This window comes from Candidatus Aalborgicola defluviihabitans (assembly GCF_016705985.1).
Classification (GTDB): domain Bacteria; phylum Pseudomonadota; class Gammaproteobacteria; order Burkholderiales; family Burkholderiaceae_C; genus Allorhodoferax; species Allorhodoferax defluviihabitans.
This window is the reverse complement of the sequence record NZ_JADJKN010000002.1, coordinates 667083-692047: the sequence shown is the minus strand read 5'-3', so window position 1 is coordinate 692047 and position 24965 is coordinate 667083. Positions and strand designations below refer to the sequence as shown.

Here is a 24965-nt window from a genome sequence, read left to right as displayed (position 1 = left end):
AGAACGCAAAGACATATCAGCCAGACCGCCCTACACTGACTCCAGAACAACGGCCCCCGAGGCCAGCCCTGGAGACACCGCCCATGAACGCACCCTTGCCCGACCACATTCTCAAAGCGCTGCAAACTGTCTCGCTGGACGATAAATATACGCTGGACTATGGCCATGCCTTCATGAGCGGCGTTCAGGCCCTGGTGAAGCTGCCCATGTTGCAGCGTGTGCGCGACCAACGCGTCGGCAAGAATACGGCCGGTTTTATCAGCGGATATCGTGGTTCGCCCCTGGGAAGCTACGACCAGTCCTTGCAAAAAGCCGAGAAGTACCTCAAGGCCCACCACGTCGTATTCCAGCCCGGAGTGAACGAGGAGCTGGCCGCCACCGCCATGTGGGGCACCCAGCAACTGGGCTTTGCGCCCAAGGGCAGCAACAAGTACGACGGTGTGTTCGGCATCTGGTACGGCAAGGGCCCCGGCGTGGACCGCTGCTCCGACGTATTCAAGCACGCCAATATGGCTGGCACCACCCCTTGGGGCGGTGTGATCGCAGTGGCCGGGGATGACCACATCTCGAAAAGCTCGACAGCGGCACACCAAAGCGACCACATCTTCAAGGCCTGCGGAACCCCGGTGTTTTTTCCGGCCAACGTGCAGGAAATTCTGGACCTGGGAATCCACGCCTTTGCCTTGAGCCGCTTCTCGGGTGTGTGGGCGGGCATGAAGACCATCCAGGAGATCGTGGAGTCCAGCGCGACGGCCATGATTGACCCGGATCGGGTGCAGATCAAGATTCCGACCGACTTTGTCATGCCACCCGGCGGAGTACATATCCGCTGGCCCGACGCCGCGCTGGAGCAGGAAGCCCGCCTGTTTGATTACAAGTGGTACGCGGCCCTGGCTTACATCCGCGCCAACCGCCTGAACTACAACGTGATCGAAGGTCCGAGTGACCGTTTGGGCTTGATCTCCAGTGGCAAGGCCTACAACGACACCCGCCAGGCCCTGTTGGACCTGGGGCTGGACGACGCCACCTGCCGACGCGTGGGCATCCGCCTGCACAAGGTGGGTGTGGTCTGGCCGCTGGAGGCGCAACTGACCCGCGAATTTGCCACTGGCCTGCAAGAGATTTTGGTAGTGGAAGAAAAGCGCCAGCTCATCGAGTACCAACTCAAGGAAGGCCTGTACAACTGGCGCGCCGACGTACGTCCGCGCGTGTTGGGCAAGTTCAATGAGATGGAGACCGACGGATCGGGCTTTGGCAGCGGCGGCGAATGGGGCATGCCCAACCCCAGCGACAACACGCTGTTGCGCGCCAATGCCGATCTGTCGCCCGCCATCATCGCCCGCGCCATTGCCGCACGCCTCAAAAATCTGGGCGTGGACGCCGACATTGCCGCGCGCCTGGACACGCAGTTGGCCATTTTGGCGGCCAAGGAAAGTGCCATGCAGGCACTGGACATCAGCCGTGCCCAGGCCGAGATCAAGTCGGGCGACCGCCAGCCCTGGTTCTGCTCCGGTTGTCCGCACAACACCAGTACCAAGGTGCCCGAGGGCTCGCGCGCCATGGCCGGCATTGGTTGCCATTTCATGACCGTGTGGATGGACCGTGCCACCGTGGGCTTTACGCAAATGGGTGGCGAGGGCGTGCCCTGGGTCGGGCAGCAGCCGTTCAGCAACGAGCAACACGTGTTTGCCAACCTGGGCGACGGCACTTACTTCCACAGTGGCTTGCTGGCCGTGCGCCAGAGCATTGCTGCCGGGGTCAACATCACCTACAAAATTTTGTACAACGACGCCGTGGCAATGACGGGCGGCCAGCAGATCGGTGAGCGCCCGGAAGGCCATTCCGTGGTGCAGATCGCCCAGAGTATGCGGGCCGAGGGCGCCGCCCAGATTGTGGTGGTGACGGACGAGCCCGAGAAATACGCCGAAGTGGAACTGGCGCAGGGTGTGACTGTGCACCACCGCGACGAACTCGACACCATTCAGAAGCAGTTCCGGGAGACCAAGGGCACCACTGTCATCATTTATGACCAGACCTGCGCCACTGAAAAACGCCGCCGCCGCAAGCGCGGCACCCTGGTGGACCCGGCCAAGCGCGTGGTCATCAACGAGCTGGTGTGCGAAGGCTGCGGCGACTGCAGCGTGCAGAGCAATTGCGTGAGCGTGGAGCCGCTGGAGACCGAGTTTGGCCGCAAGCGCCAGATCAACCAAAGTACGTGTAACAAGGACTTTAGTTGCGTGAATGGTTTTTGCCCCAGTTTTGTTACGGTGGAAGGCGGTCAGTTGCGCAAAAAGGCCAAGGGCGCTGTTGCTGCCACGGGTGATACAAGTGCCTTGCCTGAACCCAACTTGCCATCACTGGATGGTGGGGCCTGGGGCATCATCGTGGCCGGCGTGGGGGGGACCGGTGTTATCACCATCGGTCAGTTGCTGGGTGTGGCAGCACACCTGGAAAGCAAGGGCATTGTCACCCAAGACGCAGGCGGTTTGGCGCAAAAGGGCGGTGCCACCTGGAGCCATGTCCTCATTGCCTCGAACCAGGACGAAATCCGCACCACCCGGGTCAGCATGGCTTCGGCCGATCTGGTGATTGGCTGCGACCCCATTGTGGTGGCCGGCAAAGAAACCACGCTGCGCATGCGCCAGGGTCGCACCCATGTGGCGTTGAATTCCCACAGTGCTCCCACTGCGGCGTTCGTGTCCAACCCCAATTGGATCAACCCGGCCCAGCAATGCCTGGCGGACATCATCCAAGTGGTGGGCGCAGAGGGTGTGGGCGCCTTTGATGCCGATGCCATAGCGGTGCAGTTTTTGGGCGACAGTATTTTTACGAACCCTGTCATGCTGGGCTATGCATGGCAAAAGGGCTGGATTCCGCTGCAACTGGCATCCCTGGAGCGCGCCATAGAACTCAATGCCGTGGCTGTGGCCGCCAACAAGTCGGCGTTTGCCTGGGGCCGCAAAGCGGCGCTGGATTGGCCTGCTGTTCAGAATCTGCTGAACCCGGGCCAGGTGGTGCAGTTCACGCTGCCGGTCAAAGAGTCGTTGGACGCCATGGTGGCCAAGCGGGTGGAGTATTTGACTGGTTACCAGAACGCAGGCTACGCCGCCCGCTATGCCGGTTTTGTCGAAACCGTGCGCCGTGCCGAAGTGGCAATCGCCGATGCCGACCTGCCGACGGGCAAAGCAACCGCTCTTCCTTTGACCCAAGCGGTGGCCCGGTACCTGTTCAAACTCATGGCCTATAAAGACGAGTACGAGGTTGCACGCCTGCACACCGATGGCGCCTTTTTGTCCAAGGTTGCAGCCCAGTTTGAGGGCAAATTCAAGCTGCACTACCATCTTGCACCTCCGATCTCCGCAAAACGCAATGCGGCGGGCGAATTGCAAAAACGCAGTTATGGCCCCTGGATGCAAACCGCATTTCGTGGGCTGGCACCCCTGAAAGTATTGCGTGGCGGCCCGTTCGATATCTTTGGCTACACCGCCGAACGCCGGGAAGAGCGCGCACTGGTGCAGGAATACCGCGCCGAACTGGAAACTATGTTGCCAATGCTGAATGGGCAAAACCGCGATGCCGCACTGGCATTCGCCAAATTGCCGGAGCAAATTCGTGGGTTTGGGCATGTCAAAGCCCGCCATCTGGCTGCGGCGCGCAAGCAATGGGGAACCTTGCTGGAGCAGTTTCATCGTCCAGCCTGAGTTCCCTTCAAGCAACAAAGTCCACAAAAACGTATTCTGAGAGCGGCAAGAAGGGCTGCCCGATTACAATCAAGGGTTGCCCGATTGGGTGTGCTCCGCCCCTAGTGGTGGTGAAGCACTTGTTTGTTTCCCTCGTTTTGTGGAGTTCTAGCCTGTGTTTATTTCATCTGCCTTTGCCCAAACTGCCCCTGTCGCCGCTGCCGGGGGTGACATGCAGTCTTCCCTGATGAGTATGTTGCCGTTGATTTTGATGTTTGTGGTGCTGTACTTTGTGATGATCCGCCCCCAGATGAAAAAGCAGAAAGATCACAAGTCCATGATCGACGCCGTTGCCAAGGGTGACGAGGTGGTGACGGCCGGTGGTGTGCTGGGCAAGATCAGCAAACTGGGCGACAACTACCTGGGTCTGGAAGTGGCCAATGGCGTGGAACTTCAAATCCAGCGCAGTGCTGTGGTTCAGGTGTTGCCCAAAGGCAGCATCAAGTAATTCTATTTAAACTGTCTCCCCAGTCTGAAGTGCGATCATGAACCGTTACCCGGCGTGGAAATACGCGATCATCCTGATCGCACTGGTAGTAGGTGCGTTGTACGCCCTGCCGAACTTTTTTGGTGAGTCGCCGGCCGTTCAGGTCTCGGTGGCCAAGTCCTCGCTCAAGCTCGATGACGCAACCCTGGGTCGCGTGCAAGACGCGCTCAAGGCCGCAGATATCACCGCTGATGCGGTGACACTGGATGGGACTTCCATTAAGGCGCGTTTTGCCAGCACCGATGTGCAGCTCAAGGCCAAGGACGCCATCCAGAAGGCACTCAACCCCGAAGGTGCTGAAGGCAGCTATGTGGTTGCGCTGAACCTGCTGTCGCGTTCACCAGCCTGGCTGACCGCGCTGCACGCCTCACCCATGTACCTGGGTCTGGATCTGCGTGGTGGTGTGCACTTCATGCTCCAGGTGGACATGCAGGCCGCACTGTCCAAGCGCGCGGAGTCGCTGGCCGGTGATATTCGTACCACCTTGCGTGAAAAGAATGTGCGTCACAGCGGCATCAACCGCAATGGCCAGACCATCGAGATCCGTTTCAAGGACGCTGCCACTGCAGAAGCCGCACGACGCATCATTCAGGACCAGTTCGCCGAACTGAGCACCATGGAGACAGCCGACGGTACCGAAGTCAAGATGGTGGCATCTATTCAGCCAGTTGCGGCACGCAAGGTGCAAGAGCAGGCGATCAAGCAGAACATCACCACCTTGCACAACCGGATCAATGAGCTGGGCGTGGCCGAGCCGGTGATTCAGCAGCAGGGACTGGATCGCATTGTGGTACAGCTGCCTGGCGTGCAGGACACGGCCAAGGCCAAAGACATTCTGGGCCGTACCGCCACGCTGGAAATCCGCATGGTTGACGAGGGCGCCGAAGCGCGTGCCGCCGAGCAAGGTACCGGTCCGGTGCCGTTTGGCTCCGAGCGCTACCTGGAGCGCAGTGGCGCACCCGTGATCGTCAAGAAACAGGTGATCCTGACCGGCGACAACCTGACCGACGCGCAGCCCGGTTTTGACCAGCAAACCCAGGAAGCTGCGGTGCATCTGACACTGGACGCCAAGGGTGCCCGCATTTTCCGCGACGTTACCCGGGAAAGCATTGGCAAGCGCATGGCGATCCTGCTGTTCGAAAAGGGCAAGGGCGAAGTCGTTACCGCGCCAGTGATCCGTTCTGAAATCGGTGGTGGCCGGGTGCAAATCTCCGGCCGCATGAACACCGTGGAAGCAGCCGACACTGCGCTGCTGTTGCGCGCTGGCTCGCTGGCCGCGCCGATGGAAATCATCGAAGAGCGCACCATCGGCCCGAGCCTGGGTGCCGAAAACATTGCCAAGGGGTTCCACAGCGTAACCTGGGGCTTCTGTGCCGTGGCTGTATTTATGTGCGTGTATTACATGCTCTTCGGCATGATTTCCAGTATTTCGCTGGCTTTCAACCTGTTGCTGCTGGTGGCGGTGCTGTCCATGTTGCAGGCAACGCTGACGCTGCCGGGTATGGCGGCCATGGCGCTGGTACTGGGTATGGCGATTGACGCCAACGTGCTGATCAATGAGCGGGTGCGCGAAGAGTTGCGCAGCGGTGCTTCGCCCCAAGCGGCCATCCATGCTGGTTACGACCGCGCTTGGGCCACCATCATCGACTCCAACGTAACAACACTGATTGCCGGTTTGGCCTTGCTCGCCTTTGGGTCAGGTCCGGTGAGGGGTTTTGCCGTGGTGCACTGCCTGGGAATTTTGACCAGCATGTTCTCGGGGGTCTTCTTCTCGCGCGGAGTGGTAAATTTGTGGTACGGTCGGCAAAAGAAACTAAAAAGCGTGTCCATTGGGACGGTTTGGCGGCCTGATTCCGGCAATCAGGTAACGACAAACTAACAGGGAAAAGGCATGGAATTCTTCAAAATCCACCGCGACATTCCGTTCATGCGGCATGCGTTGGTGTTCAACGTGGTCTCGTTCGTCACGTTTCTGGCGGCGGTTTTTTTCCTATTTTCCCGCGGTTTGCATCTCTCTGTGGAATTCACGGGCGGCACGCTGATGGAGGTGAGCTACTCCCAGCCTGCAGACCTGAACACCATTCGTGCGAGCGTAGCGGCCCTGGGCATCAACGATGTGCAGGTGCAGAACTTCGGTACCGCACAAGATGTGCTGATCCGTATGCCGGTGCAAAAGGGCAGCAGTTCTGGTGCACAAAGCGAGAAAGTGCTGGCCACGCTAAAGGCTGCCGATGCCAGTGCCAACTTGCGCCGTACCGAGTTTGTTGGCCCACAGGTGGGCGACGAACTGGCAACTGATGGACTTAAAGCCCTGGCAAGTGTGGTGGTTGGCATCATGCTGTATCTGGCTATCCGCTTCGAATGGAAATTCGCGGTGGCTGCCATCATTGCCAACCTGCACGATGTGATCATTATCTTGGGCTTTTTTGCCTTCTTCCAGTGGGAGTTCTCTCTGCCGGTGCTGGCGGCGGTGCTGGCGGTGCTGGGTTATTCGGTGAATGAGTCGGTTGTGATTTTTGACCGAATCCGCGAGAACTTTCGACGTTATCGCAAGATGAATACGATGCAGATCATCGATAGCGCGATCACATCCACAATCAGTCGTACCATCATTACGCACGGATCGACGCAACTTATGGTTTTGTCCATGCTGGTGTTTGGTGGAGCTACCCTGCATTACTTTGCGCTGGCGCTGACCATCGGTATTTTGTTTGGTATTTACTCCTCGGTGTTTGTGGCCGCCGCCATCGCGATGTGGCTGGGTATTCAGCGGGAAGACCTAGTCAAGGGTACCGTCAAGAAAGATGGTGACCCTGCGGACCCGAATGCGGGTGCTACCGTTTAATGTTGTTCTAAACCATGGCTACAGCGCACGGCTCTCCTAGTCTCTCGCCCCGGCAACAATTCGCCAGGGCGGTGCGTGAACGTTTTCTGGCTGAGCTGGGTAAGGCCATGGGTGAAATCGCCGCTGTGGCGCAGGAACATCTCACTACGCTGATGGATGAGCCCTGCAATGCGCGGGAGAGCCAGGAGCGGCGTGACGTCTGGATGGCCTACAAGAAGTGCCGTCCCCTTTGGCAAGAAGGCACCATGAAGGTGTGGAAAGACTGCCTGGAGCCGCCCAAGAAAAAGAAGGCCGAGAATCTTGAAGCGGTAGGCTTGCAGCTGGTGGGCACCGATGTCGTTGAGAACAAAATTCTGGCGTCCCGCATGGTTATGGCCGTGATGGATAAGGTCAACAGCCAGTTGGAAGACTTGCGGCTGCGCATGCAATTTCTGGAAGGAACTGAAGAGCTTGCCGGAAATGATGTCTTGCGCCCCGAAGTTCTGGTCCTTTTAATGGTGGAGCAGTGGGCCAATTCCGGTATGCCGGGAGACGCATGGTCCATGGTGACCGAAGTAGTGCAAAAGCTCCTGATCGAGCGTCTGAAGACCGCCTACGCCAACGCTAACGAGGTACTCATCAAGAAGGGCGTTATGCCCACCATTGAGCTCAAAGATCGTGTCAAGAGCCCCACCCGTGGCGCGTCGTCACGACCACGCCCGCAGCCGGGAGCGCCCGTCAATCAGCCGCCGTCGCAACAGCAGCAGTCCGAAAGGGGTGGCAGTGGATATGGCGATTTTGGACAAGCCGGTGGCGGTTACGCCCAGCAAGGCGGCGGTCAACCCCAAGGGGGGTACGCACCGACCCAAGGATCGGGTGATCAAACCGGGAATGCGAGCGGTCCAGGTGTCTCAGGAGGCCATGCCGGTGGTGGCGAGGGGCAAGGACGTGCGGGCGGGGGGTTTTTTGGCGGTCGCTTGGGTTGGGGCAACCGGTCGGCCGCTACGTCTTCGGGTGGTGGCGGTGCTCCCGACGGTGCGCAAACGTCCGGCCCGGGTTCATCGTCGCCCACGCCCTTCTGGAAGCAGTCTTCCGGTATGCAAAACGCCGTGGGTCAGGGTTACGGCGCGTCCGAAGAGACGCGCATGATGACAGCGGCTACGCCCATGGCGCGCGCTCGCAGCCGTGCCCAAGGTGTGATTGGGCAGATTCGCCGGCTTTTTGTCAGCCACGGTGGCGGCGATTTTGTCGGCACGCAGCAGCACCACACACCGTCGCCGGCATTGGCGGCAGCGATGGCTCCACCCCGGCCGGGTCAGGCGGGCAGCTACGCATCTGGCGGCACCATGTACGAGGACTACAGCCCAGCTGGAGTCGCCCGCGTGGCGGTGGACTTGCGTGAAAAGACCACTGAGCTCAAGAAGAAAGCCGAAACCAAGGGGGAGAAGGCCACCATTGAAATTGTGGCCTTGATGTTCCAGGCCATTTTGGCTGAGGATCGCATTCCGCCCGGTATTCGCGTCTGGTTTGCACGGTTGCAGATGCCGGTGTTACGCGTTGCCTTGGAAGACCCGGATTTTCTGGGCACCACTACCCATCCAGCCCGCCTGCTGATCGACCGCATGGGCTCCTGCGTGATGGGTTTTGACTCCACCGGCGTGCAGGGAAACGCAATGGAATTGGAGATCAAGCGCATTGTTCAGGTGATCGAGCAATATCCAGAAACCGGCAAGAAGGTGTACCAAGTGGTGTACGAGGAATTTCAGAAATTCCTCTCCAAGTTCCTCACCGAGAAAGGTGCTACGCAAAAGGTTGTCAGCGTCGCACAACAGGTAGAGCAAAAGGAAACGTTGGCCATCCAGTACACCATCGAGATGCGCAACATGCTCAAGGACATGCCCGTGCGCGACGAGATCCGGGAATTCTTGTTCAAGGTCTGGGCCGAAGTGCTCGCAGTTGCTGCGGTGCGCAAAGGGCCGCAACACAAAGACACCCTGACCCTCAAAAAATCGGCTACCGACTTGGTGTGGGCCGCCAGCGCCAAGCCCAATCGCGCTGACCGCGCGCGCGTGATTCAGGACCTGCCCAATCTGCTGCTGCGATTGCGTTCGGGTATGACGCTTTTGGCTATGGCGCCGTCGGAGCAGGATGCACACATCAAAACTGTGAGCGATACGCTGGCGGATGCATTCCTGTCCAAGACCCAGGCCATTCCCCAGGCGAAGATTGATGCCATGGCACAGCGCCTAGGCAATCTGGAAGATTTTGTGAGTGAAGACGGCATGGGTGACCTGCCGCTGGACGCCGAAAGCATCGAAATGATGTTGGGCATTGATGCTTCGGCCATCGAGGTGGTGGGTAACGGTGGCTCCAAACCTACGGCCGCCATGATGGCCTGGGCGCAGGAACTGCAATTGGGCTCCTGGTTCACCCTGGACCACAACAACCAGATCACCCAAGTGCAATTTGCCTGGCGCAGTGAACGCAAGCATTTGAACCTGTTTGCAGCCACTTCTGGCAAGAGTTTTTTGATTCAGGGTGGGCGGTTGGCAGCGTATTTGCAGGCTGGTCTTTTGTTGCCGCAAGAAGAAGAAACGCTGACGGTGCGCGCCACGCGCGACGCCCTGTCCAAAATCGAGGCCAACCCAGAGCGATTGCTCGCCTGAGTTTTTGCGGAACAGGCCGCAGTTACCCGCAGCGAGCCAACTCTGTCCTCAATTGGTCAGTGCGCCACGCGGTCGTCTGAATCGTCACAGAGCTCGTCCAGCACCAGCGCATCGGGCTCTTGCCCAAAGCTCCAGAACACCATCAGAATAATGATCTTCAGGTCATCCAGCGATACGGGAGCGCCCGGTGCGGCCATGGCGCGGTCAATCACCACCTCGCGCATGGACCCAGGCAGTACGCCAGAAGACTCCAGGAAACTGATGAAACCCAGGCATTGCTGCCCTAAATGGTTTTGCTCTGCCACCGGATAGATGCGTACGCTGGTAGTGCAGGGCTCGCGCAGCCAGGACTCTGGCGGAACTTGTTGCGAAGTGCCCGCAAAACCCTTGGAGCCCCGGGCGGCGTGATGAAGCCCATTGAGCCAGGTCAGCGCATCACTAATTTCGTCCGATTCAAATCCGACGGCATTGAGTTTGCGCTCCAGATGGGCCGGATCGGGGCAGCCGTCCCCGGCATAGTAGTTTTCGTAAACGAAGACAAGCACTTCAAACATGGTCCCAATATAACGCAGAAAATTGGGGTGTAGTCAAGGCGATGGACTTCCCGCTTATTTCCCGGTTAGTAGCACGCCACCGTTGAAAGGGTACGTCAACCCAGGGCCATGCGCTGAAAAAGACCGCCCGGCAGCCGGGCCAATTGGCCTTGAATCTCCAACTCCATCAGGCGGGCCTGTAGGGTGGGCGTATCCAGTCCAGTGCGGGCCAATAAAGCGTCCAGGCCAACAGGGTTGAAACCCAACGCCCCCAGCAGGCTGTCTTCAGGTGCACTTGTCGGAGTGGTGTCGGCTGCCGTGGCTCGGGCCGGTACGGATGTTTGTGGGAGCAATTCTTCCAGCACGTCCTGCGCACTTTCCACCAGTTTGGCACCCAAGCGAATCAGCGCGTGGCAGCCTCGTGCCTGGGAGGAGTGGATCGAGCCGGGAATAGCGAAAACCTCCTTGCCCTGCTCCGTCGCCAGGCGGGCGGTAATCAGTGAGCCTGACTGTAGCGCGGCCTCCACCACCAGCGTTCCATTGCTGAGTCCTGCAATGATGCGATTGCGTTTGGGAAAATTTGCTGACAGGGGTGGCGTGCCCAATGGGTACTCACTAAGCAACAAACCATGTTGCGCAATACGATGGGCCAAGTCCCGGTGTTGTTTGGGGTAAACGCGGTCCAGGCCGGTACCGACGACCGCAATGGTGGCCAGTTGATCCGGCGATGCGCCGTCCAGCGCACCTTCATGGGCCGCACCATCGACCCCAAGCGCCAGGCCAGAAACAATGGTCAGTCCGGCCTGGGTCAGAGCTTTGGAAAATTGCCGTGCGTTGACCGCACCTTGTGCGGTCGGGTTGCGGCTGCCGACCACTGCCAAACTGTGTGGCATGCAGTGGCTTAGGTCGCCACGGGTCCACACCGATTCCGCCCCCATGCCGTAAAGCAGCAACGGAGGATCTTCCAAGTGCAAAAGTGACTGCGGGTAGCTGGAATCGCCCAATGTCAATACGCGACGTTGTTGCGGGCTGGTCTGCAGCCACTGCCAGGCGGCTTCCAGTCGATCTGCAAATTCGGCAGGTGTGCTTTGAAGTGCAGTGGACAGCGCTGGGCTGACGACTTGTTCCAAGGCTTGTCTTGATGCCGAAAATACCTGATCAGGTAGCCCAAACGCGGCCAGCAGTTTGCGCGCGGTCGCGTTGCCGACACCGGGCGTCAATTCGAGGCGCAACCACGCGCCAAGTTCTTCCCGATCCATGCACCAACGCTGGACGTCTTACTGGCGCGGATTGACCAGACGGTCACCCACCTGGACGCCATCGGTGATTTCGAGAATCAAGGCATAGGAGACGCGCTCGAAGGTGCGGAATACCATCATCAGACCGTTGCGTTCATCGGGTAGTTTCATGGTGATGGGGGTATCCCCGGTGCGGTCAACCTTGCGGGCGCCGTCTTTGAGGATGGCCAACACAACGCCGGGTTCCATACCATCGGCAGTACCGCGGTTGATGGCGACCACCTGGTTTTGCCCAGCGTTAAGTACCGCGTTACCGTAGACGGATACGATGCGTCCCTCTACCTTGCCCTCAGGTGCGCGCGGCGTATAGGTTTGCATTTGGCGTGCGGGCTCAGGAATCAGCCGGTCACCGACCCGGATCTCTTCCTTGGCACTGATGATGTCGATGGTGGCGGGAACAAATTCTTCGGTGTGGCTGCCGTCCCGATTGACGGTGTCAGCAGTGCCCTCGCCGCGCACTAGCAGGGCCTTACCCACATATTGGGCTTCGTATCCCAATACTTCACCGGTATCGGGGTCTTTCAGTGGGGTGGCGTTACGAAATACGCGGAAAAACTGGTCTTTGCCTTGGTCGTCCAATAGCGGCGCGTCGTCTGATCCGCGGGCATAAGCACGGTCTCCCCGGGTAATCAGTACACGGCTTTCCAGGGCAGACACAATACGAGGCGCCGCCTTCAGGCCAGCATCATCCACCACAATCGGTTCGGCCAGGAAGGCTTCGATGATGTGGGAGCGAAGTGTGGGCAGCGCGGAATCCGACAGCGTCTCATACCGGGTGCGGGGTGACACGCGCACAATAGGCGGTTCGGCATTCTGTTCGGCTTCGAGCCTCAGGCTGGCCATGCCGTTCATGCGTTCCAGCACCAATACCTGGCCCGGATAGATGCGATGCGGATTCTTGATGTCATTGAGGTTCATGCCCCACAACTCGGGCCAACGCCAGGGACTCTTGAGGTACAGGCGGGATATGGCCCACAGGGTGTCGCCAGACTTGACGGTATAGCGCTCTGGCGCGTTGGCAGCCAACTCGCTCAAGGGTACGCCACTTTGTGCGACCACGTTGGCGGTCTGCTTTTGGGCAGTGGTTACGGGATAGTGCTGGGCCCACGCAGGCGCGGCCACCAGTGCACTGGCAATGGCGGTCAGCGTGGCCAACTTGCCGAGCGCTATGGTGGATGTGGCCATCAAATGTGTCGTCATATCGTGCGGGGGTTCCAAAAAAGAACTTGATAAGTTACGCGCGATTTTGCGCTCAAGCCCTTGATTCGGCAACGTTTTTAGCCATATGACGCTGCGCAGACCTGCAAAAGTGGCGAAAATAGCCACATTTCCAAAATCTTGCGGGGTAACCCGCCTTCGCCTGCCAGGCGCGTCCTCCGTTAAAAACCATGGCCCTACTCCCGATTCTCTGCTACCCCGATCCCAAATTGCACAAGGTTGCCAAGCCAGTGGTCGAAGTTGACCCGCGCATTCGCACCCTGGTTGCTGACATGCTGGAAACCATGTACGAGGCCAAGGGCATTGGCCTGGCAGCCACACAAATTGACGTGCACGAGCGGGTCATCGTGATTGATGTATCTGAAGAGCGTGATGAACCCCTGGTCCTGATCAACCCCGAACTGGCGTGGACCAGTCCGACCACCCACCTCAACGAGGAAGGCTGTCTGTCGGTACCCGGCATCTACGACGGTGTGGAGCGTTTTGACGCAGTACACGTGCGCGCGCTGGACCTGGATGGCAAGGCCCGCGTGATTGAGGCCGAGGAATTACTGGCGGTGTGCATTCAACACGAGATGGACCACTTGATGGGGAAGGTATTCGTGGAATACCTCTCGCCGCTCAAGCGCAACCGCATCAAGAAAAAAATGCTCAAAGCCCAGCGCGAGGACGAGCAGTGAGGTTCGCCGCAACCCGGGCAGAGTCATGAGGGTCATTTTTGCCGGGACCCCGGAATTTGCCCGTGTAGCGCTGCAGTGTCTGCATGCCGCCGGCCACACGATTGCCCTGGTACTGACCCAACCCGACCGGCCGGGCGGGCGCGGCATGAAACTGCAGGCGTCAGCAGTTAAACAGTTTGCGCTAGAGCATGCACTGCCCCTGGCCCAGCCGCGCAGCCTGCGACTGGATGGAAAATACCCCGAGGACGCCAGCAGTGCGCGCCAGGCTATTGCAGACGCCCATGCTGACGTGATGGTGGTCGCTGCCTACGGCCTGATCCTGCCGCAGTGGGTGTTGGATGACATGGCCGTCGGCCAGAAATTTGGCTGCCTCAACATCCACGGCTCCCTGCTGCCGCGCTGGCGCGGCGCCGCGCCCATCCACCGCGCCATCGAGGCCGGCGACACCGAAACCGGCATCACCATCATGCAGATGGACGCGGGGCTGGACACTGGCGATATGTTGCTAATGCAACGCCTACCTATCTCGGAGACGGATACCACTGCCATCCTGCACGACCGCATGGCGGATCTGGGTGGCAAGATGATTGTGCTGGCGTTGGAACAGGCTGCTGCGGGCCGCCTCAAACCCACGCCCCAGCCGATGCAGGGTGTGAGCTACGCCCACAAGATCGAAAAGAACGAAGCGGCCATTGATTGGCGCCTGGATGCAACCACTATTGCGCGACGAGTGCGTGCGTTTGATCCGTTTCCGGGCGCCACGGGCACATTGAATGGCGAGATCATCAAAGTTTGGGGCGCGCGCGCGGGCCAGGTATCCGCAGTACCCGCTGTGGAGCAAACCCTGGGACAAATTGTGGCTGCAGCCCTCGACGGTATTACAGTTGTAGCTATGAATTCAGTAGTAACCCTCACGGAATTGCAACGTCCTGGCGGTAAGCGTTTGGCGGTGGCGGACTTTCTGCGTGGCTTTGATGTGCGCGTGGGTATGCACTTTGACCTGAGCCCGGCGACCACCGCGCCCAAACTATGACCGGCCCATGATTCTGGACAGCGCGCACCGCCGCGCACCCGAGTTTCGCCGGGGTGCGTCGGACATGCTGGGTGTGGCGCCCGGCATCGCGGCCTGGGGCCTGATGACCGGCGTGGCGATGGTTAAGTCCGGCATGAGCACGATTGAGGCCCTGTTCATGGCGGCCATCGTGTTTGCCGGCAGTGCCCAGCTGGCATCCATCCCACTGATCCTGTCGGGGGCGCCCATCTGGGTGGTCCTTGCCACGGCCATGTGCGTGAATCTGCGCTTTGTCGTCTTCAGTGTGCACATGCGGCCCTATGTCATGCATTTGACGTTGCGTGAACGTCTGCTGGCCGGCTACATGACCGGTGATTTGACTTATGTGCTGTTCGTCAATCGTTACCCCCAGCCTGCCGCCGATGATGCCGGTCGCATCGGTCAGATGGCCTATCTGATGGGCAATGGCGGCGTTAACTGGTTTGCCTGGACGTCCTGCAGCCTGCTGGGCGTGGTGCTGGCCAATGCGATTCCCACCCAATGGGGGCTGGGCTTTGCGGGTATTTTGGCGTTGTTGGGCATGATGTGCTCTCTGACGTCTACCCGGCTGCGCTGGGTCTCGGCAATTGTGGCGGGCAGCGCTGCCGTGGCAGCCTATGCACTGCCGCTCAAACTCAACATCCTGACGGCAATTGCCGCCTCGGTGCTGGTGTGCCTGCTGCTGGAAAAGATGCAGGTATCCCAACCAACCGCTGCTGGCAAAGGGCATTGAACATGGGCGGGTTTTTTACCGGTGAAACCGACGCCTGGACTATGCTGACCATCGTTGCGATGGCCTGCGTGTCGGTGCTGTCGCGTTCGTTGTTCTTCATTTCACAGAAAGACTGGGCGCTGCCACAGTGGGCCCAACGTGGCCTGCAGTACGCGCCCATTGCGGCAATTGCAGCTGTCATCGTGCCTGAGGTCGTGATGGTGCAGGGCGCCCTGATCCACACCGTGTTGGATGCACGCCTGTTTGCCGCCGCTGCCGGGGTGGCCTACTTCTTCTGGCGCAAAGGGGCTGGCCAAGTGGTGCTGGGCACGATCGTGGTGGGCATGGCGGTGTACCTGCCGCTGCACGTTGGTCTGGGTTGGTAGCCGCACTCCGCACGCTTTTACAATCCCGGGTTGGCCGCATGCGCGTGGTGCACGGTATTTTCACTTTCCATTGAGGGAATCCCCATGAACGTCATCCGTTTCTCCGATCTGTGTGCCAGTGGCCAAGTCGCTGGCAAGCGCGTCTTCATCCGCGCTGATCTGAATGTGCCCCAGGATGACACGGGCGCCATCACCGAAGACACCCGCATCCGTGCCAGCATTCCCTGCATTGAAATGGCCTTGAAGGCCGGTGCTGCCGTTATGGTCACGTCGCACTTGGGTCGCCCCACCGAAGGCGAATTCAAGCCAAAAGACTCGTTGGCACCGGTGGCCGTACGCATGGGTGAACTGATGGGCCGTAACGTGCCCGTGGTGGCCAACTGGGTGGATGGCGTGGTGGTTGCGCCCGGTCAACTGGTACTGCTGGAAAACTGCCGCGTCAACAAGGGCGAGAAGAAAAATGACGAAGCGCTGGCCAAAAAAATGGCCGCCCTGTGCGATATCTTTGTGCACGACGCTTTTGGCACTGCCCACCGTGCCGAGGCCTCCACCTACGGCATCGCCCAATTCGCACCCATCGCCTGCGCTGGCCCGCTGCTGGCCGCCGAGATGGACGCCATCAGCAAAGCCTTGCTGAACCCGAAACGCCCACTGGTGGCCATCGTGGCTGGCTCCAAGGTCTCAACCAAGCTCACCATTTTGAAGAGCCTGGCCGCCAATGTAGACCAGCTCATCGTCGGTGGTGGCATTGCCAACACGTTCATGCTGGCAGCGGGTCTGAAAATCGGCAAGAGTCTGGCTGAACCCGATTTGCTGGACCAGGCCAAAGCTGTGATCGAGGCCATGAAAGCACGCGGCGCGGCAGTGCCGATTCCGACCGATGTGGTGACTGCTAAGACCTTCTCGGCTGAAGCAGTAGCAACGGTCAAAGCTGCGACGGATGTAGCTGACGATGATTTGATTTTGGACATCGGTCCACAAACTGCACAGGCCCTGGCCGAACAGCTCAAGAAGGCTGGCACCATCGTCTGGAACGGCCCAGTGGGCGTGTTCGAGTTTGCCGCGTTTGAGAACGGCACCAAGGTGATTGCACAGGCCATTGCTGAATCCAGCGCATTCAGCATTGCTGGCGGTGGCGACACTTTGGCGGCCATTGCCAAGTACGGTATCGAGAAACACATCGGGTACATCAGCACCGGCGGCGGCGCCTTTTTGGAGGTGCTGGAGGGCAAGACCCTGCCGGCGTTTGAAGTGCTGTCGCGTCGTGCTGCGGGCTAGAACAATTCCACGTCTCCGACCTTGAGGTCTACCTTGAGCAGTCCCCGGCGCACCAGATCGGGCTCGCTACACACCTGGTTTCGAGCATTGTGCTTGGCGTAGTACAAAGCTGGTCTGCACCTCGCCGCCACTCATCTATTGAATCAGGGTGGTACATTGCCACACCATATTCAAAGTCCGAAACCCACGTGGTTGTCTATGCAGTTGATAACCGCGTTGTTCATTGTTCCGTGAGAAAATGCCCTCCACACCAGAGGAGTCAGATTCATGTCACGTCGCGCCACCAAGATTGTTGCCACCCTAGGACCCGCTTCCAGCGATCCTGCCCTGCTGGAGCAGATGATTCGCGCCGGTGTCAACGTGGTGCGCCTCAACTTCAGCCACGGCACGGCGCAAGACCATATCACCCGCGCTGGGTTGGTGCGCGAAGCAGCCCAGCGCGCTGGGCGAGAAGTGGCCATCATGGCCGACCTGCAGGGCCCCAAAATCCGTGTCGGCAAGTTTGCAGACGGCAAGATCTTTCTGGAACCAGGCCAGAAATTTGTGTTGGACGCCGCACGCACGGAGTTGGGTCACATCGATGCCGTGGGGCTGGACTACAAGGCCCTGCCGCGTGAGGTGAAAGCCGGTGATGTGTTGCTGCTCAACGACGGCCTGATCGTGATCACGGTTGATTCCGTGCAGGGTGAGGCGGTGCACACCACCGTCAAGGTCGGTGGTGAACTGTCCAACAACAAGGGCATCAATAAGCAGGGTGGCGGACTGACCGCTCCTGCACTCACGGGCAAGGACATGGAGGACATCCGCACCGCCATGAGCTTTCAGGCCGACTATGTGGCCGTGAGTTTTCCCAAAAATGCGATTGACATGGAAATGGCGCGCCAGTTGTGCAATGTGGCGGCAGCCGAGTACAACCACAAGCCCGGACTGATTGCCAAGATTGAACGGGCCGAGGCCATCCCGAAACTGCTTGAAATTTTGCTGGCTAGCGACGGCATTATGGTGGCGCGCGGCGACCTGGCAGTGGAAGTAGGCAACGCCTTGGTGCCAGGCCTGCAAAAGCGCATGATCAAGCTGGCCCGAGAGCATGACCGCTTGGTGATTACAGCCACCCAGATGATGGAGTCCATGATCACCAACCCCGTGCCCACGCGTGCCGAGGTTAGCGACGTGGCCAATGCCGTGCTGGATGGCACCGACGCGGTCATGCTGTCGGCCGAAACCGCAGCCGGAAAATACCCACTGGAAACCATTGTGGAAATGGCCAAAATTTGCCACGCGGCTGAAGACCATGAAGATTTTGAGCTGGAGGCCGACTTCACCGGCAAGACTTTCCAGCGCATCGACCAGACCATTGCCATGGGCGCGCTGTTCACTGCACACCACCTGGGCGCCAAGGCCATTGTCGCCATGACGGACAGTGGCTCCACCCCGCTGTGGATGAGCCGCCACCTGATTCGCGTGCCGATTTATGCGCTCACCTCCAAAGTGGCTACCCAGCGCAAGATGGCGCTGTACCGCAATGTGCGTCCCCTGTTTGCCGATACCATCGCCGACCGTGACACCGCACTGCGTGAGGCCGAAAACTACCTCAAGTCCCGTGGCATCGTGCACGCCGGTGACGTCTACGCCATTACCTGTGGTGAACCTATGGGCTCGCCGGGGGGCACCAATATGCTGAAAATCTGCCGCGTGGAGTGAGGTAGGTAAAATGCCGTAGCGGTACAAGTTACCAAGCGGTTACCAACTTCTCTGGAGATCTCGAAAATGGCACTCGTTTCTATGCGCGAGCTGCTGGACCACGCCGCCGCCAATGGCTACGGCATTCCAGCCTTCAACGTCAACAACCTCGAACAAGTGCAGGCCGTTATGGCCGCTGCTGACGAAGTAGGAGCCCCCGTCATCCTGCAAGCCAGTGCCGGTGCCCGCAAGTACGCCGGTGAACCCTTCATCAAGCACCTGATCCTTGCAGCTTGTGAGGCGTATCCCCACATCCCGCTGGTCATGCACCAGGACCACGGCACCAGCCCCAAAATTTGCGAAGGTGCCATTGGCCTGGGCTTTGGCTCGGTCATGATGGACGGCTCGCTCATGGAAGACGGCAAGACGCCGTCCAGCTTTGACTACAACGTTGAGGTGACGCGCAAGGTGGTCGACATGGCCCACAAGAGCGGCGTAACGGTTGAAGGCGAACTCGGCTGCCTGGGCAACCTGGAAACGGGCGAAGCCGGTGAAGAAGACGGTATTGGCGCTGTGGGCAAGCTCAACCACAGCCAGATGCTGACCGACCCGGAAGAAGCCGCCACCTTCGTCAAGGCCACGCAACTCGATGCTTTGGCCATTGCCATTGGCACCAGCCACGGCGCGTACAAGTTCAGCCGCAAGCCCACGGGCGACATTCTGGCTATCAGCCGCGTCAAGGAAATCCACGCTCGCATCCCCAATACCCACCTGGTGATGCATGGTTCATCTTCCGTTCCGCAGGACTTGCTGGCCATCATCAACCAGTTCGGCGGCAAGATGAAGGAAACCTACGGTGTGCCGGTCGAAGAAATTCAGGAAGCCATCAAGCACGGCGTGCGCAAGATCAACATCGACACCGATATTCGATTGGCCATGACCGGCGCGGTACGAAAGTTCCTGGCCGAGAACCCCGAAAAGTTTGACGCCCGCGAGTGGCTCAAACCCGCCCGCGAGGCCGCCAAGGCTATTGCCAAGCAGCGCTACCTGCAGTTTGGTTGCGAAGGCCAGGGTGGCAAGATCAAGGGCGACAACCTGCAGGTCATGGCCGCCCGGTACGCCAAGGGTGAACTGGCGCAGACGGTGCGGTAAAAGGGCCCCCACGCTTGTCACTGCGTGTACTGCGCTGCCCCCCAGAGGGGAGCATTTCGCCTTGGGGCGGCCCGGCGGCGAAACAGGTGCTACGCATACGGCATTCCTTGCGATAATCAGCGGGAATAGTTTCTGGCCCGCCCGCTGTTCAGCGGGCATTTTTAATTGTGGCACCCCGTTTCGTTTGCTCCGACCATGACCTCTACCGTACACACCTCCGCCCTGACGTCCCTGCCGCTGCTTGCCCGTGGCAAGGTGCGTGATAACTACGCCGTGGGGGATGACCGCATCCTCATGGTCGCCAGCGACCGCCTCAGCGCGTTTGACGTCATCATGGGCGAGCCCATTCCGGGCAAGGGCAAGCTGCTCACCCAAATGGCCCTGTTTTGGTTCGACAAGCTTGGCCCCAAGGGACAGAACCTGTGCCCTATCCACCTGACTGGCGACGCGCCTGAGGGCGCGGTGCAGCCCAATGAAGTGGCTCAGGTGGAAGGCCGCTCCATGCTGGTCAAGCGTTTGAAGCCTATTCCCATAGAAGCTGTGGTGCGCGGCTACCTGGCAGGTAGCGGCTGGAAGGAATACCAGGAGAACAGCGCGGTGTGCGGCGTCAAGCTGCCTGCGGGTCTTAAAAACGCATCCAAGCTGCCCCAGCCCATTTACACGCCAGCGGCCAAGGCTGCGGCGGGCGACCACGATGAGAACATCACCTTTGAGAAAACGGTGGAGATGATTGGTCTGGACCTGGCCACCCGCATCCGCGACATCAGCATCCAGATTTACAAGACTGCAGCCGAATTTGCACTCTCCAAGGGCATCATCATTGCCGACACCAAGTTTGAATTTGGCCTGGACGCCGACGGCACCCTGACCCTAATGGACGAGGTGCTCACCCCCGATTCCTCCCGCTACTGGCCGGTGGAAAGCTACGTGGAAGGCAGCAACCCGCCCAGCTATGACAAGCAGTTTGTGCGCGATTGGCTGGAGCAGGCCCTGGTAGACGGCAAACCCTGGAGTAAAACGCCGCCTGCGCCGCGGGTGCCCGACGCGGTGATTGCCAAAACTGCTGCCAAGTACCAAGAGGCGTTGCAGCGCCTGACCAGTTAATGTGGGACCACGCTATGAACATGAATCCGAACGAAGAAACGTTTGAAAACGTCACATACGACGAGTTGCAGGTTGGCCAGAGCGCACGCATGCTGCGAACGCTCACGGCGGTGGATATTCAGGCCTTTGCCGCTGTATCGGGCGACACCAATCCGGCACACCTGAATGTGGAATACGCCAATGACACCCTGTTCCACGGCATCATTGCGCACGGCATGTGGGGTGGCGCACTGATCTCAGCTCTACTGGGCACGCAGTTTCCGGGTGCTGGCACCATTTATCTGGAGCAGACGCTGCATTTCAGCAAGCCGGTGCGGGTGGGCGACACCTTGGCTGTGACAGCCACCGTGCTCAGCAAAAATGACGCGAAGAAGACCGTCGAGCTGGAGTGCCAACTGGTCAACCAAAAAGGTGAGCGCGTGCTGTATGGCACGGCCCTCGTCATAGCGCCCACGCACAAGGTGCGTATGCCACGCAACAACGGCCCACAGATCCAGCTGTTCGATCCCGAAGCGCGCTTCAAGGCGCTGCTGGCACAAGGCAAAGACCTGGAAGCCGTGCGTTGCGCGGTGGTACACCCTTGCGACATTGGCTCACTCAGCGGTGCCATGGATGCCGCCCGCTATGGTCTCATCATTCCGGTTCTGATTGGCCCCGAGGCGCGCATTCGCCACCTGGCCAAGGAAGGCGGCATTGACCTGACGGGCGTAGAGGTCGTCTCGGTGGTTCATAGTCACGCTGCTGCGGACAAGGCCGCCGACATGGCCGTCTCGGGTGAGGTTGAAGTCATCATGAAGGGCAGCCTGCACACCGACGAATTGATTCACGCCGTGCTTGCGCGCCCCGAGTTGCGCACCGGGCGGCGTATGTCCCACGTATTCCGTTTTGACGTGCCGTTGTACAACAAGCCGCTACTCATCACCGATGCGGCCCTGAACATCAAGCCGACTCTGGCCGAGAAGATGGACATCATACAAAATGCCATCGACTTTGCCCGCGTGATGGGTGTGCACCAGCCCAAAGTTGCCATTCTGTCGGCGCTCGAAACCGTTAACCCCAGCATTCCGTCCACACTGGATGCGGCAGCCCTGTGCAAAATGGCCGAGCGCGGTCAGATCACCGGTGGCGTGCTCGACGGCCCGCTGGCTTTTGACAACGCCATCTCCGCCCAGGCGGCCCAAATCAAGCAGATTGACTCGCCGGTGGCTGGGTACGCCGACATTCTGGCGGTGCCCGACCTGGAAAGCGGCAACATGCTGGCCAAGCAGCTCGAATACCTGGCCGGTGCATCGGGTTCGGGCCTGGTTTTGGGGGCGCGGATACCCATTGCCCTGACCAGCCGCGCTGACGGTCCTGCCAGCCGCGTGGCCTCGGCATTGCTGGCCCTGCTGGCGGCGCACCATGCCCGGCGGACCCGCTCGCGCGAGGCCTGGAAAGACAAACAATCCTGAGTCGGGAAGCATCCATGGCCATTCTTGCTGTCAACGCCGGTTCGTCAAGCCTCAAGTTCTCTTTGTACCCGCGCCACGCTGACCAGATTCTGGCCAGTGTGCTGTCGGGCAGTATTCAGGGGCTGGAGCCCCACGGAACGCCCGAAATGGGCTGGACTTTCAACGGTGTGTCGCATCAGCAGCTGTTGCAAGACGGTAACGGCAGCACCTTTGAGCGTGCCTTGCTGGCCTTGCGCAGCCTGTTGACCCGCGAAACCGGCATGCCGGCGATAGAGGCCGTTGCACATCGCGTCGTGCACGGTGGCCAAAACTTTCGTGCCAGTGTGATCGTGACTGATGCGATTCTGGAGCAACTGGCCAGGCTCAATTCGCTGGCGCCGCTGCACCAACCCCACAATCTGGCGGGTGTGCGCGCCTTTCGGCTGGCGTTTCCAGAGTTGCCGCAGATCGCCTGCTTTGATACGGCCTATCACGCTACGCTGGCCGAGGAGGATTACGCCTTTGCGCTGCCGCAATCACTGTCCGAGCAGGGCGTGCGCCGCTATGGATTTCACGGACTGTCCTACCAGTTCATCATGGACAACCTGCTGGAACACAGCCCGCGCGCCCGGGGCCGCGTGGTCATGGCCCACCTGGGCAATGGCGCCAGCCTGTGCGCCGCAACGGACGCCAAAAGCTGCTCCACCACCATGGGCTTCTCGGCGCTGGATGGCCTGATGATGGGAACCCGCACCGGCGCGCTGGACCCCGGCGTGCTGCTGTACCTGTTGGAGCAGGGCTGGGACCATCAGCGTCTGCAGACTATGCTGTATCAGCAGAGTGGCCTGTTGGGTGTGTCTGGCATTTCTGCAGACATGCGCCGCTTGCGCGCCGACGGCTCGGATGCGGCCCGCAAGGCCATTGCCCTGTTCACGCGTCGCGTGGTGCGCGCGAGCGGCGCTTTGACCGCCTGCATGGGTGGGCTGGATGTGCTGGCCTTCAGCGGTGGCATTGGCGAGCACGACGCAGTACTGCGCTCCGAAGTCTGCACCAGCCTAGCCTACCTGGGCGTACAGATCGACCCGGCCCTGAACCAGGCGGCCATCGCCAGGGGAATCATGGCTGTGCACACCCCCGACAGCGCGGTGGAGGTGTGGGTGGTGCCGACCGACGAGGGCCGCGTGGCGGCGCGAGAAGCGGCGCGGTTGACGGCATAATTGCACATCAAATAAGCCTCTAGCCCTCGGGCAATATACGTGAGGCGCTATAAAATCAATAGTAAAGACCGTGTATTACCGCATCAATTGACGAATCGATGCACAAACCGACAACAGCTGTGGCGCTTCCATGCGGCCAATAATTTTACGAACAACCGACCCGATGACTTGAATGGCGCCCGCCATTCCAAGGTTTGCGGATTGCTCCACCAGAAAACCGGGTTTTGCCAGCTTGAGTGGTTCCATGAAGTAGAACTTCATGCCGACATCATTCAACTCGACCACCAGCTTGGCCAGCGCGTCCCGGTGCGCGGTGGGATCGTCAGACTGCTCCAGGGTGGTGAGGACATCCAGCGTCTTGGTGCGCAGAGCCTCTGAGTGGGAGAAGCGCAAAAACGGCAGCGCCTTTTTGCCTGTTGTTGATGGTGTGGCGGTTTTGGTCTTCGCCGCAGGCTTGGTCGTTTTTTTTGCAGGTGTTGGCATACGGCGATCTTACGCCCTGGCTGCTTTCACGCCTGCGCTGCCTAATTCAACGCCATGCTCAGTTTGCGCCGGTAGCTGGCCACCAGTTGGGCCTGTGGGTCCACTTCGCCCACGGTCTTGCCGGCAATCTCGATACCACCGGCCGTCTTGCCGCTGGCCAATATGTCAACCTTGGGCTTGGGCGGCGTCAGCAGCTCCAGAATCGCCACAAACGTCTTGCGGGGCAGCGCGTCGTTCCAGGCCTTGTCGCGCATGATGATTTCCAGCAGCTCGTCCATGGACTCGGTCCAATTGCCGCCCACCATCAGCACACGGGCCTTGGCAAAGCGGGTGTCGAAGTCGCGTTTGTTGGCGGCGATCAGGGCATCAAATTGCTCGGGAGTCCACGTACCGCGTGCATCAGAAGTGACAAAGTTGATAGCGTCTATAAACTGGCCCAAAGCTTCAAAGCGCAGCTGGCGCGGAATCTCGGTCAGTTTGGTTGCCAGCGCTGCCTCGGCATCGTCCAGCATGTTGCATTCAATCAGGAGCTTGACGTAGTCGTAGCGGGCATCGTCGTTATCGGGGTTGATGGACAGTGACTCGTGCAGCTTGTGCAGCGCGGCTTGTGGGTCGCCAGCGGCGAGCAGGGCCTGGGCGTCTTCGGCATCAGATTCGGCCTCCAGCACCTCGCTTGAGGGCACGTGCTTGTCCAGAAAGGCTTTGATCTCGCTCTCGAGCTTGGCGCCCATGAAGCCGTCTACCGGCTTTCCACCGACCATCAGCACGCAGGTGGGGATGCTGCGAATGCCAAAGGCCTGGGCCAGTTCCTGTTGTTCGTCGGAGTCGATCTTGACCAGCTTGAAGCGGCCTTCGTATTCGGTTTCCACCTTCTCCAGAATCGGTCCGATAACCTTGCAGGGCCCGCACCAGGGGGCCCAGAAATCGACCAGCACAGGAATGGAAGCGGAAGCGGCAACAACTTCGGATTCAAAGTTTTCAATGGTGACGTTAATCATGTGACAAGTGTAGTGCCACTACGCTGTG

General features: G+C 59.7%; 20 protein-coding genes. 15 read left to right on the top strand and 5 right to left on the bottom strand.

The window, feature by feature from the left end; translation table 11 throughout:
- Positions 1 to 83 precede the first annotated feature (83 nt).
- The 5 genes from IPI80_RS03675 (at position 84) to IPI80_RS03655 (ending at position 9717) form a co-directional block, all read left to right on the top strand.
- Positions 84 to 3701, top strand: coding sequence for an indolepyruvate ferredoxin oxidoreductase family protein (locus IPI80_RS03675; RefSeq protein ID WP_413857244.1), 3618 nt, complete (start codon positions 84 to 86; stop codon positions 3699 to 3701).
- Positions 3702 to 3855: 154 nt separating this feature from the next.
- Positions 3856 to 4188 carry a preprotein translocase subunit YajC gene (gene yajC, locus IPI80_RS03670; protein WP_413857242.1) on the top strand — a complete coding sequence of 111 codons (333 nt, stop codon included), beginning with the start codon at positions 3856 to 3858 and terminating at the stop codon, positions 4186 to 4188.
- A gap of 37 nt (positions 4189 to 4225) precedes the next feature.
- A complete protein-coding gene (gene secD / locus IPI80_RS03665) occupies positions 4226 to 6106 on the top strand; it encodes a protein translocase subunit SecD (protein ID WP_413857240.1) in 1881 nt (626 codons plus the stop codon).
- 12 nt (positions 6107 to 6118) lie between these two features.
- Positions 6119 to 7072 carry a protein translocase subunit SecF gene (gene secF, locus IPI80_RS03660; RefSeq protein ID WP_413857238.1) on the top strand — a complete coding sequence of 318 codons (954 nt, stop codon included), beginning with the start codon at positions 6119 to 6121 and terminating at the stop codon, positions 7070 to 7072.
- 14 nt (positions 7073 to 7086) lie between these two features.
- On the top strand, positions 7087 to 9717 hold the full coding sequence (locus tag IPI80_RS03655; RefSeq protein WP_413857236.1) for a DUF1631 family protein: 2631 nt from the start codon (positions 7087 to 7089) through the stop codon (positions 9715 to 9717).
- A 56-nt stretch (positions 9718 to 9773) separates the two neighbouring features.
- Here IPI80_RS03655 and IPI80_RS03650 read toward each other — a convergent pair whose 3' ends face one another.
- From IPI80_RS03650 to IPI80_RS03640, 3 genes are all read right to left on the bottom strand, one after another.
- The gene (locus IPI80_RS03650; RefSeq protein WP_413857234.1) at positions 9774 to 10271 is read right to left on the bottom strand and encodes a DUF494 domain-containing protein; all 498 of its coding nucleotides are present in this window, start codon (positions 10269 to 10271) and stop codon (positions 9774 to 9776) included.
- A gap of 95 nt (positions 10272 to 10366) precedes the next feature.
- Positions 10367 to 11509 carry a DNA-processing protein DprA gene (gene dprA, locus IPI80_RS03645; RefSeq protein ID WP_413857232.1) on the bottom strand — a complete coding sequence of 381 codons (1143 nt, stop codon included), beginning with the start codon at positions 11507 to 11509 and terminating at the stop codon, positions 10367 to 10369.
- Positions 11510 to 11527: 18 nt separating this feature from the next.
- Positions 11528 to 12748: a LysM peptidoglycan-binding domain-containing protein gene (locus IPI80_RS03640; protein ID WP_413857228.1), complete on the bottom strand. Its 1221-nt coding sequence runs from the start codon at positions 12746 to 12748 to the stop codon at positions 11528 to 11530.
- Positions 12749 to 12936: 188 nt separating this feature from the next.
- Between IPI80_RS03640 and def the strand changes: the two genes are divergently transcribed.
- From def to IPI80_RS03590, 10 genes are all read left to right on the top strand, one after another.
- Complete coding sequence (def, locus tag IPI80_RS03635) at positions 12937 to 13446, top strand: peptide deformylase (RefSeq protein WP_413857226.1); 510 nt, start codon at positions 12937 to 12939, stop codon at positions 13444 to 13446.
- Between the two features lie 25 nt (positions 13447 to 13471).
- Positions 13472 to 14479 (top strand): methionyl-tRNA formyltransferase, encoded by a 1008-nt coding sequence (gene fmt / locus IPI80_RS03630; RefSeq protein WP_413857224.1) that lies wholly within the window; start codon positions 13472 to 13474, stop codon positions 14477 to 14479.
- A gap of 7 nt (positions 14480 to 14486) precedes the next feature.
- Positions 14487 to 15230, top strand: coding sequence for an AzlC family ABC transporter permease (locus IPI80_RS03625; protein WP_413857222.1), 744 nt, complete (start codon positions 14487 to 14489; stop codon positions 15228 to 15230).
- 2 nt (positions 15231 to 15232) lie between these two features.
- Positions 15233 to 15595 carry an AzlD domain-containing protein gene (locus IPI80_RS03620; RefSeq protein WP_413857220.1) on the top strand — a complete coding sequence of 121 codons (363 nt, stop codon included), beginning with the start codon at positions 15233 to 15235 and terminating at the stop codon, positions 15593 to 15595.
- A gap of 84 nt (positions 15596 to 15679) precedes the next feature.
- Positions 15680 to 16873, top strand: a complete 1194-nt coding sequence (locus tag IPI80_RS03615) for a phosphoglycerate kinase (protein WP_413857218.1) — start codon at positions 15680 to 15682, stop codon at positions 16871 to 16873.
- A gap of 267 nt (positions 16874 to 17140) precedes the next feature.
- On the top strand, positions 17141 to 18574 hold the full coding sequence (gene pyk / locus IPI80_RS03610) for a pyruvate kinase (protein ID WP_413857216.1): 1434 nt from the start codon (positions 17141 to 17143) through the stop codon (positions 18572 to 18574).
- Between the two features lie 66 nt (positions 18575 to 18640).
- Complete coding sequence (fba, locus tag IPI80_RS03605) at positions 18641 to 19705, top strand: class II fructose-bisphosphate aldolase (RefSeq protein WP_413857214.1); 1065 nt, start codon at positions 18641 to 18643, stop codon at positions 19703 to 19705.
- A gap of 195 nt (positions 19706 to 19900) precedes the next feature.
- Entirely contained in the window at positions 19901 to 20809 is a 909-nt protein-coding gene (locus tag IPI80_RS03600) for a phosphoribosylaminoimidazolesuccinocarboxamide synthase (RefSeq protein ID WP_413857212.1), read from the top strand.
- 14 nt (positions 20810 to 20823) lie between these two features.
- The gene (locus tag IPI80_RS03595) at positions 20824 to 22260 is read left to right on the top strand and encodes a bifunctional enoyl-CoA hydratase/phosphate acetyltransferase (protein ID WP_413857210.1); all 1437 of its coding nucleotides are present in this window, start codon (positions 20824 to 20826) and stop codon (positions 22258 to 22260) included.
- 14 nt (positions 22261 to 22274) lie between these two features.
- On the top strand, positions 22275 to 23456 hold the full coding sequence (locus IPI80_RS03590; protein ID WP_413857208.1) for an acetate/propionate family kinase: 1182 nt from the start codon (positions 22275 to 22277) through the stop codon (positions 23454 to 23456).
- Between the two features lie 75 nt (positions 23457 to 23531).
- On the opposite strand, the gene IPI80_RS03585 is transcribed toward IPI80_RS03590, so the two are convergent.
- Both IPI80_RS03585 and trxA read right to left on the bottom strand, forming a co-directional pair.
- The gene (locus IPI80_RS03585; protein ID WP_413857206.1) at positions 23532 to 23939 is read right to left on the bottom strand and encodes a hypothetical protein; all 408 of its coding nucleotides are present in this window, start codon (positions 23937 to 23939) and stop codon (positions 23532 to 23534) included.
- Between the two features lie 41 nt (positions 23940 to 23980).
- Positions 23981 to 24937: a thioredoxin gene (gene trxA / locus IPI80_RS03580; RefSeq protein WP_413857204.1), complete on the bottom strand. Its 957-nt coding sequence runs from the start codon at positions 24935 to 24937 to the stop codon at positions 23981 to 23983.
- Between the last annotated feature and the right edge of the window lie 28 nt (positions 24938 to 24965).